This is a genomic window from uncultured Neisseria sp. (genome assembly GCF_951230505.1).
GTDB lineage: Bacteria > Pseudomonadota > Gammaproteobacteria > Burkholderiales > Neisseriaceae > Neisseria.
Window position 1 is genome coordinate 1 of the sequence record NZ_CATNVN010000065.1, and the last position, 9,606, is coordinate 9,606.

The window sequence follows — 9,606 nt, forward strand, 5'->3', positions numbered from 1 at the left end:
GTTTGAGGGTGCGCTGTTCGGTTTCTTCCAAAAGTGGAATGAGTTCTTCAAAGCGGCCGTCTGAATAGGCTTGATGGAGTTTTTTGATATCTTCGGTTTCTTCTTTATTGGTTTTAATGCTGGCTTTCAGAAAGTTGAGCATGGTCTCTTCAGGCAGGGCTTTGAAGATCGCGGTAACATTGTCCAAGCTTTCCAATGAACCACGAGGCTTATTGATACCGGCGGCCGCGTTGGTCAGCAACATATCTGCACCGGTTTCTGAGCTATACCCTTTGGGAAACGTACTGCCGGAAAAAATGAATGCGGCCCACGGATGGAGTTTGTCGGCAATTTGGGCGATGGGTCGGCTTTCTTCATTTTTTGAATAGATTTCTTGTAAAAGACGGAAATCTGTTTTGCCAAGCTTGCGGCTGAGCGGTTCGGTACTCATGACTTCCTGGAAGTATTTTTGATACATTTTTTTTGTTTCCGGACTGCTGTCCGGCAATGCGTCAACTTCTGTGGTCAGTTGGTCGGTGGATTGCAACAGTTTGACTGCATCGGAAGACAAGGTCTGATTGGTTTGCCCCATGTGGATGGTGCCGAGCAGATAGGAGTCTGGTTGGCCTTCTTTGCTGATTTTCCAAACATTGCTGGTCAGTTTAGGCTGCTGCCAGTTAAGTTCGGCAGGTTTGCTTTCGGGTGAAGTTGCAACGGGTTTGCAGGCGCCCAGGGTGAGGGCAGTTAATGGCACAAGCAGGCAGGTAAGCAGTTTTTTCATGTTTTTCCTTATTGTGGTGTGCGGTAGGCAAGGGCAATTTAGAAATCGAGCAGGTTTTGAACCGGATGTTCGCCCGTTTCGGGTTTTTCCATTTTGCGGTTGCGGATTTTGGCTTTCCTGAGGGATAGAAGGTGCATGACTTGATGCTTTTGGCTGTCGGTCATCTGGAGCCAGTACAAGCGCTCTTCCCGGCTGCGCAGGCAGCCTTTGCAATAACCTTTGGCATTGGCTTCACAAACGCCTATACAGGGGCTGGGAATGGGGAAAAAATCGGGTTGTTCCATATTTTAAAAGCGTTTGAGATCTGAGACCGGATAAACCAAAATTGCAGACTGCATTTGTATTTGTCTAAACACGATCGGTGTATCCAGCAGGGTTCCTATCAATGTCCAATTGAGTTGATCATTTCAATAAATTTATATCTGCCACCCTAGGCATAAAAAACCTAAGAGAAACCATAAATATATCGCAGAAGAAGTCAGTATCTTCCCTATCGTCAGATTTTCCCAATAAAACCTAAGTAAGAACATTATAAAAATTAAAGGAATTCCAATATAAATATAATATTTAAGCGAACCTAATTCACTGAACACGTTTATAACAGAATAGAGACCGATAAATCCACCTGACCAAAAAACAATTATTGCCGGCCCTAAAAAAATAGCCGTTATTAAATGAGGGAGCAGTATGATTTTTATCCATTCTTTATATTTGTTGTTCATTTTAATCTCAATTACTGCAATGGTATCGTATCCATTCAAATGGGGGAGCAAAGTATACAGTAACGTCACCAAGAATAATTACGGTATGTTTGGCAGAATCATGTTTTAATACATATTTGGAGTTCCGCTATATTTTGATTTTCAGACGACCTATGTGTAGCCCCAACTATCTGCATTTTATGACTTAATCAGTTTGCGCAAAGACTGATTGTTGTATTTGATATCGGCAATCAGCCGGTCATATTGGTGCATTCTACGGAGCGAGCGGGTAATCAGATAGACCGAGAAAATAATCAAGCTGATGTTCATCAGACTGACCAGTACGAGCAAAGGCCAAACATCAACGGCCTCGTACCATTTCGATGTCGCAATCAGCGCACTGAAAATAGACAAAGGGAGTGCGAAAACGGCAATGCCCGTACGCATGATAGCAAGTGCCGTGCGTTTTTCTGCAAGGAGAAGCTGTACTTTATTGATGCTGAGGATATCGTTTTGCTGTTCGGTAACCATAGGATACGCGCCTATACAAATTAACTTTGAATTCTGATAAAGCGGAAAATATGGTTTTATGTTACCCGAAAGTATTGAAAATAAAAACAAAGGTCGTCTGAAAATTTTCAGACGACCTTTTCCATTTCTGTTTATACGGTTTGCGAGTATTTGGCTTTGGTTTCTTTATGGCGCAAATGGTAGTCGAACACCATAGCGATGTTGCGGATCAAGAAACGGCCCTTCGGCGTAACGGTCAGGCCGTGCGGTTTGAGACGAACCAGACCGAGGGTTTCCAGTTGCTTCATATCTTCCAGTTCCGCTACAAAATAGCGGCTAAACGGAATGCCGAACACGCTTTCGTAAATTTGATAATCAAGCGAGAAGCGGCACATTAAATCCTGAATGATGTTGCGGCGCAAAATATCGTCTTGATTGAGCTGGTAGCCGCGCATAATCGGCAGATGTCCGGCATCGAGTGCGGCGTAATAGGCATCGATGTCGCGCTCGTTTTGGGAGTAGGTGCTGCCGATTTTGCCGATAGAGGAGACGCCGATCGCCACCAAGTCGCAGTCGGCATAGGTCGAGTAGCCTTGGAAGTTGCGTTGCAGGAAGCCTTCTTTGAGGGCGATGGAGAGTTCATCATCAGGTTTGGCAAAGTGGTCCATACCGATGAAAACGTAGCTGCGCTCAGTCAGGGTTTGGACGCAATATTGCAGCATATCGAGTTTTTCTTCGCTGCCAGGAACGACATTGGTGTCGATACGGCGTTGCGGTTTGAAGATATGTGGCAGGTGGGCGTAGTGGTAGAGGGCGAGGCGGTCGGGGTCGAGGGACAAGACCGTGTCAATGGTGGTTTTGATGCTTTCGGTATCTTGGTGCGGCAGGCCGTAAATCAAATCGACGCTGACGGATTTGAACCCGGCTTCGCGGGCGGCATCGATGACTTCTTTGGTTTCTTCGTAACTTTGGATACGGTTGACGGCTGCCTGCACTTTAGGATCGAAGTCTTGAATGCCGACACTCATGCGGTTGAAACCGAGTTTGCCCAGTTTGAGGACGGTTTCGCGGCTGACTTTGCGCGGGTCGATTTCGATGGAGTATTCGCCGTTGGGGATGAGCTGGAAGTATTTGCGGATCATTTCGAAGACGCGTTCGAGTTGGTCGTCGCTTAGGAATGTCGGCGTGCCGCCGCCGAAGTGGAGTTGCGCAAGCTGGTGTCGTCCGCCTAAATGCGGTGCCAGCAATTCCATTTCTTTTTCCAGATACTGGATATAGGCATCAGCACGGCTTTTGTCTTTGGTAATGATTTTGTTGCAGCCGCAGTAGTAGCAGATGGTATTGCAGAAAGGAATGTGAATGTAGAGCGAAAGGGGTTTGTTGAGCGCGCCCATGTTGCGCAGGTTTAAAGCTTGGATATATTCGGCTTCTTTAAAGCCTTCATGGAAGCGGTCGGCGGTCGGATAGGATGTATAACGTGGACCGCTTGATGGCAAACTGGCAATCAATTCGCGGTCGAATTCCGGTAATTCATTGTTTATGTTGGTATTATTTGAGATGGGGATGATTTTCATGGTCGGGGCTTGTAGTATGAAGTAAGGAAATTAGGGAAAATTTTAGTCAAAATTTCGATAGTTTGGTAGAATGCCTCATAATGATATGCCGACTTTGACTTGGGTCAATAGTTATTCGGCTTCATCAGGGATTTATAGAACTATGCAGATTAAGGGTGCGTTATGGCCACACACAATGCAACACATCAAATGAAAACCTTGTGTTCCACATGTTCTTTACGCGAGCTGTGTTTGCCTGTCGGACTGATGCCTAACGAATTTTCACAATTAGACGCGGTTATTCGTCAAAGCCGCCGTCTGAAAAAAGGTGAATACCTGTTCCGTGCCGGCGAGCCGTTTACCTCTTTGTTTGCCATCCGTGCGGGCTTCTTTAAGACAACAGTCGCCAGCCAAGATGGACGAGATCAGGTAACCGGCTTTTTTATGTCGGGCGAGCTGATCGGTATGGATGGGATTTGTTCCCATATTCACAGCTGTGATGCTGTGGCTTTGGAAGACAGCGAGGTATGCGAGCTTCCGTTTACACATATTGAAGAACTCGGTCAGGATATTCCCAGCCTCCGTTCTCACTTTTTCCGCTTGATGAGCCGCGAAATTGTCCGAGATCAGGGCGTTATGTTGCTTTTGGGCAATATGCGCGCTGAAGAGCGATTGGCGGCATTCTTGCTCAACTTGTCCCAGCGTCTCTATTCACGAGGTTTTGCCGCCAATGATTTTATCTTGCGGATGTCGCGTGAGGAAATCGGCAGCTATTTGGGGCTGAAACTGGAAACAGTCAGTCGCACCTTGTCTAAATTCCATCATGAAGGCTTGATTTCTGTTGAACACAAGCACATCAAAATCTTAGATGCGACAACCTTGAAGAAAATGGTTTCTGGTTGTTCGCATGCTATCTGAATCTTAGGCCGTTTGAAATATTTCAGACGGCCTTTTTAACAAGAATTAAAGAATAATTGTTAAGTTACGCAAGTTATAGTTAGATGTTAAATTGAAAAATCTTCAACAACCGGCGTGTACAGAATGCGGTCAACTGCTTCACGGGTCAGTTTCGGTGCAAACATCTGTATAAAATCATAGGTATAACCGCGCAGGTAAGTATCCGAGCGTAAGGCTATCCAAGTGGGCGACGGTTCAAATAAGTGCGCCGCATCAATCAGCTGTAAATCTTGATCGACCGCGGGATCGTACGCCATTTTGGCCATCAAACCAACACCCAAGCCTAAGCGAACATACGTCTTCAATACATCCGTATCGGCAGCCGATAAGGCAACATCAGGTTGCTCAATATGCGCTTTATTAAATGTACGCGCAATGCTGCTGCCGGAATTAAAAGCAAATTCGTAAGTAACCAGCGGAAAAGAAGCCAAATCTTCAAGGCTTAAAGGATTGCGGCAGTCCAAAAGAGGGTGGTCGTGCGGAACAATGACGGCATGGTTCCATTCATAGCAGGGCAGTTTGCCCAACTCGGGATGATCGTCAATGCGTTCGGTAATAATTGCCAAATCCGCTTCGCCGCTGCTGACCATTTGCGCAATGGCAGAAGGGCTGCCTTGTTTGATGGTCAAATTGACTTTAGGGTAGTTTTTGACAAATTCCGCAACGATTGTGGGCAAGGCATAACGCGCCTGGGTATGCGTTGTCGCGATGGTCAGCGAGCCGCTGTCGTGATCGGTAAACTCGCTGCCGATATTTTTAATGTTCTGTACATCACGCAAAATTCGTTCCGAAATCTCTAACACGGCTTTGCCCGGTTGTGAAACGGAAACCACACGCTTGCCGCTGCGGATAAAAATTTGGATACCCAATTCTTCTTCAAGCAGGCGGATTTGTTTGGAAATGCCGGGCTGGGATGTAAAAAGCGCATCGGCAGCCTCGGAGACATTCAGATTGTGCCGGTAAACTTCAAGGGCGTAACGTAATTGTTGCAGTTTCATGGTAGCAGTATCGGATACGTTGTTATTGTGGATTTTGTGCGACAAACGGTCTGTAATTTAACATATTTTGCCCGGTTTTGCCCTGAGTTTTGAAAACGTTTGTTTTTAATGAAAATATCTTTTAATGATATGAAAACAGGAAATTCAGGAAAGAAGAGGGAAAGGGGTTTTGTTGTTTTTGTACAACTTTAGGTAGGTGAATTGTCTGATTTTGCCCTAAATTAATGACACAAGATTGATTTTTCGGCATGATTAACTACTAGGAAGCAGGCACTTCATAATTGTTTGAAGGCATCGAGTATTGACAGTTTGCCTTGCGCTTCTTTATAGTGCAACCTGATATATCCGATTTGCCGCTGTTTTGATACTGCGGCCTGTATATTGGTACTTTGCAGCGGTTGCTTTCCTAGTCCGCCGCATAACAATTTGATGAGGGAATAAAATGACCAAACAGCTGAAATTAAGCGCATTGTTCGTTGCCTTGGTTGCCTCTGGCACCGCTATGGCCAGCGAAGCGCACACCAAACACGGTTACACCGTAAGCAGCCAATCTCAAGAAATCGTCCGTAACAACTACGGCGAATGCTGGAAAAACAGCTACTTCGACAAAGCTACCGAAGGCCGCGTTGAATGTGGTGATCGTGAAGCAGTTGCTCCTGTACAACAAGCTCCTGAGTATGTTGATGAAACTGTTTCCCTGTCTACTAAAACTCTGTTCGGCTTCGACAAAGACAACCTGCGTCCTGAAGCTCAAGAAAACCTGAACGCTTTGGCTCAACGCCTGAGCAACGACAGCGTACAAACTGTACGTGTTGAAGGTCACACTGACTTCATGGGTTCTGAAGAATACAACCAAGCTCTGTCTGAGCGTCGTGCTAACGTAGTTGCTAACTACTTGGTAGGCCGTGGCGTTGCTTCTAGCAAAATCTCTGCAGTAGGTCTGGGCGAGTCTCAAGCTCAAATGACTGCTACTTGTGAAGCTGAAGTTGCTAAACTGGGTAAAAAAGTTTCTAAAGCTAAGAAACGTGCTGCTCTTATCGCTTGTATCGAACCTGACCGTCGCGTTGATGTTAAAATTCGCAGCGTTGTTACTCGTCAAGTTGCTCCAGGCCAAACTATCGAAGGTCAAGGCGAATTGCCTGCCACTGATGAAGGTTGGATCCCAGCTCCTTACAATGGCGTTCACGGTTACGCTAAACCTTAATCGGTTTGTGAAAAATGCCCTGCAATATGCAGGGCATTTTTTTATGGTTTATATTTGAAGAATCGGGGAATTCATGATTCAAAATAAAAGGCCGTCTGAAAGGTTTATTTTCAGACGGCCTTTTATTAAGACAGATTAGTTTGGCCTCGGCCATTTCCATACGCAGATGGCTGCCAGTATCGTACAAATCAAAAAGAGGATACTGGACAAGCCGTGCCAAACGCCGAATGTTCCTCCAACTAGGGATAGCAGCCAGTTATCCAGCCCGTACTTGTGTGCCTCGATAACCGGTGTAACCAAAAGATGGTTGCAGGCTAAGAGTAGCCAAAGTACCAAGATCCACCAAGAAAGTGAGGCCAGTTGCTTTCTGAAAAAGGCATAGGCTGCGCCAAAAATAACTAAGCCACATATCGCTGTAATAGCAAACAAAATGCCGGCAATTTCTCCTGATTGCATTTTGGGCAGGAGGCGGAACAGGATAGGGGCGGTAACATAGCCTGCTGTCAGCTGCATACCGAGCCACATGGCGGCAGCGGTTTGGGTAATTTTGTACAGTAGATTCATTATGTTTCTCCTGGGAAGATTTCACTTTTTCTATTATGGTGTTTTTAGGTACAACAAAAGGCCGTCTGAAAATGTTTTCAGACGGCCTTTTGTTTATTTAAATATATTGCCCGGCAATGATGTCATATTCACGTACGCCGCCTGGTGCTTGAACTTCTGCAACGTCGCCTTCTTCTTTGCCGATCAGGGCGCGGGCAATGGGGGAGCCAACGTAGATTTTGCGTTCTTTGATGTCTGCTTCATCTTCACCGACGATTTGGTAGGTAACTTGTTCTTCAGTTTCCAAATCTTCCAGTGTCACAGTTGTGCCGAACACGATTTTGCCTTCTGCATGGATTTCGGCAGGGTTGATGATATGCGCCATAGAGAGTTTGTGTTCTAACTCGGCGATGCGGCCTTCGATAAAGCCTTGACGCTCTTTGGCGGCTTCGTATTCTGCGTTTTCAGACAAGTCGCCGTGCGAACGTGCTTCGGCGATGGCTTCAATGACTTCTGGGCGTGCCACGCTTTTGAGGTGTTGAAGTTCTTGTTTCAACAATTCTGCACCACGGACGGTCAAAGGGATTTTTTGCATAGAGTTCTCCATGAAAGCATGATGATGCTTTTAAAATTTTATCCGGCCACGCGCGGTAGCCGGATTGGAAATAAAAATACAAGCCGCCAAAGCTTGGCGGCTTGATAAATAAATAAGTGATGCCTGTATTCTACCAAATTCTGCCAAAACCGCAATGATTAAAACGGATTTTCAGTAAAGTGTTGTTTTCTGTCTATTTTGTTTTTTCAGACGGCCTGAAAACTAAATATTGAAGTATTTCAAAGCTGCATGGGAAAAACAGTTTCTTAAATGAATATTTTTGATTAAAATGACTGATGCTAGTTCGTAATAATTAGTCTGCTTTAACTATATGAAGAGAAAATATGGAAATAAAACCAACTTCCCAAAATGAACAACAGGCTAACCGCCGTTATTTGACTGTTTGGCGATGGCATTTTTATGCCGGACTTTTGGTTGCGCCGTTTTTAACCCTGCTGGCTGTTACAGGGTTGGGAATGCTGCTATTCGCCAATATTACCGGTAAAGAAGGCGAACGCATACATATTACGCCGCAGGCAGTGGTGCAGCCTTTGTCGGCTCAGGCTGAGGCCGCCAGACAGTTTGTGAATCCGGAAACTGCTTCTGTAGTGCAGTATATTGCGCCGCGCGCAGATGATATGGTTGCCGTATTCCGCGTGAACAATGACGATAAAGCCACTATGGTTGCCGTTGATCCCTATACGGCAAAAGTTGTAAATACGATGCCGCGCGGTCAAGGCTGGTATCACACGATGGACGAAATCCACGGCGATATGATGATGGGGGCGACTGGTGACTACCTGTTGGAAACCGCTGCGTCGTTAACTATTATTATGATTGTGACCGGTATTTATTTGTGGTGGGTAAAACAGCGTAGTCTGAAGGCTGTCCTTTTGCCTAAAGCAGGCAAAGGCCGTTCTTGGTGGCGCAACCTGCACGGTGCATTCGGCACTTGGGTTTCTTTGCTTCTATTGCTGTTCTGTCTGTCAGGTATTGCTTGGGCAGGTATTTGGGGCGGTAAAGTGGTTCAGGCGTGGAGCCAATTTCCTGCGGGTAAATGGGGCGTGGAGCCTAATCCGGTATCTTCTGTGCCAACTCATGGTGATGTGCTGAATGACGGTAAATCTAAAGAAGTGCCATGGATTTTGGAGTTGACGCCTATGCCGGTTTCCGGTACGACAATGGGAGAAAACGGCATTAATCCGAGCGAGCCGATGACGTTGGAGACGGTTGACCGCTTTGCACGCGAAATTGGTTTTAAAGGCCGCTATCAGTTGAACCTGCCTAAAGGCGAAACCGGCGTATGGACGCTGTCGCAAGACTCAATGAGCTACGATATGATTAGTCCGACTGCGGATCGTACGGTACACATTGATCAATACAGCGGCAAAATCCTGGCTGATATTCATTTTGACGATTACAACTGGTTTGGTAAGTTCATGGCAGCAAGTATTGCTTTGCATATGGGTACACTGGGCTGGTGGAGTGTATTGGCAAATGTCTTGTTCTGTCTGGCGATTATCTTTATCTGTGTCAGCGGCTGTGTGATGTGGTGGAAACGCCGTCCTTCAGAAGCACGTGGTTTGGTTCCTCCTGCACAGAAAATCAAATTGCCGGTATGGTGGGCAATGGCTGTGCCACTTTTGATTTTGGCTGTGATTTTCCCAACGGCCATTGCTGCAATCGTTGTTATTTGGATTTTGGATACAATGTTGTTGTCGCGTATCCCAGCATTGGCAAGATGGTTTAAATAACCGCCCGATGTGATTAAAGGCCGTCTGAATC

General features: G+C 46.0%; 10 protein-coding genes. 3 read left to right on the forward strand and 7 right to left on the reverse strand.

All coding sequences use genetic code 11. The features are described from left to right. The 4 genes from Q1M25_RS05555 to hemN form a co-directional block, all read right to left on the reverse strand. Positions 1 to 760: TraB/GumN family protein (locus Q1M25_RS05555; RefSeq protein ID WP_300482671.1), on the reverse strand; the 760-nt coding region annotated here is incomplete at its 3' end. Between the two features lie 38 nt (positions 761 to 798). Continuing rightward, positions 799 to 1,044 (reverse strand): DUF1289 domain-containing protein, encoded by a 246-nt coding sequence (locus tag Q1M25_RS05560; protein WP_049329517.1) that lies wholly within the window; start codon positions 1,042 to 1,044, stop codon positions 799 to 801. Between the two features lie 615 nt (positions 1,045 to 1,659). Further along, complete coding sequence (locus Q1M25_RS05565; RefSeq protein ID WP_300482674.1) at positions 1,660 to 1,992, reverse strand: hypothetical protein; 333 nt, start codon at positions 1,990 to 1,992, stop codon at positions 1,660 to 1,662. A 131-nt stretch (positions 1,993 to 2,123) separates the two neighbouring features. Further along, complete coding sequence (gene hemN, locus Q1M25_RS05570) at positions 2,124 to 3,545, reverse strand: oxygen-independent coproporphyrinogen III oxidase (RefSeq protein WP_300482676.1); 1,422 nt, start codon at positions 3,543 to 3,545, stop codon at positions 2,124 to 2,126. 162 nt (positions 3,546 to 3,707) lie between these two features. On the opposite strand from hemN, the gene fnr reads away from it, so the two are divergent. Further along, positions 3,708 to 4,442, forward strand: coding sequence for a fumarate/nitrate reduction transcriptional regulator Fnr (gene fnr / locus Q1M25_RS05575; protein WP_039862092.1), 735 nt, complete (start codon positions 3,708 to 3,710; stop codon positions 4,440 to 4,442). Between the two features lie 86 nt (positions 4,443 to 4,528). On the opposite strand, the gene Q1M25_RS05580 is transcribed toward fnr, so the two are convergent. After that, positions 4,529 to 5,479 (reverse strand): CysB family HTH-type transcriptional regulator, encoded by a 951-nt coding sequence (locus Q1M25_RS05580; protein WP_150537329.1) that lies wholly within the window; start codon positions 5,477 to 5,479, stop codon positions 4,529 to 4,531. A 442-nt stretch (positions 5,480 to 5,921) separates the two neighbouring features. On the opposite strand from Q1M25_RS05580, the gene Q1M25_RS05585 reads away from it, so the two are divergent. Next, entirely contained in the window at positions 5,922 to 6,683 is a 762-nt protein-coding gene (locus Q1M25_RS05585; protein WP_049323939.1) for an OmpA family protein, read from the forward strand. A gap of 135 nt (positions 6,684 to 6,818) precedes the next feature. Here Q1M25_RS05585 and Q1M25_RS05590 read toward each other — a convergent pair whose 3' ends face one another. Continuing rightward, positions 6,819 to 7,247, reverse strand: a complete 429-nt coding sequence (locus Q1M25_RS05590; protein ID WP_300482681.1) for a DUF4149 domain-containing protein — start codon at positions 7,245 to 7,247, stop codon at positions 6,819 to 6,821. Positions 7,248 to 7,344: 97 nt separating this feature from the next. Beyond that, positions 7,345 to 7,821 carry a transcription elongation factor GreA gene (gene greA, locus Q1M25_RS05595; protein ID WP_300482683.1) on the reverse strand — a complete coding sequence of 159 codons (477 nt, stop codon included), beginning with the start codon at positions 7,819 to 7,821 and terminating at the stop codon, positions 7,345 to 7,347. Positions 7,822 to 8,165: 344 nt separating this feature from the next. Between greA and Q1M25_RS05600 the strand changes: the two genes are divergently transcribed. Then, a complete protein-coding gene (locus Q1M25_RS05600; RefSeq protein ID WP_300482685.1) occupies positions 8,166 to 9,575 on the forward strand; it encodes a PepSY domain-containing protein in 1,410 nt (469 codons plus the stop codon). The last annotated feature ends 31 nt before the right edge of the window (positions 9,576 to 9,606 follow it).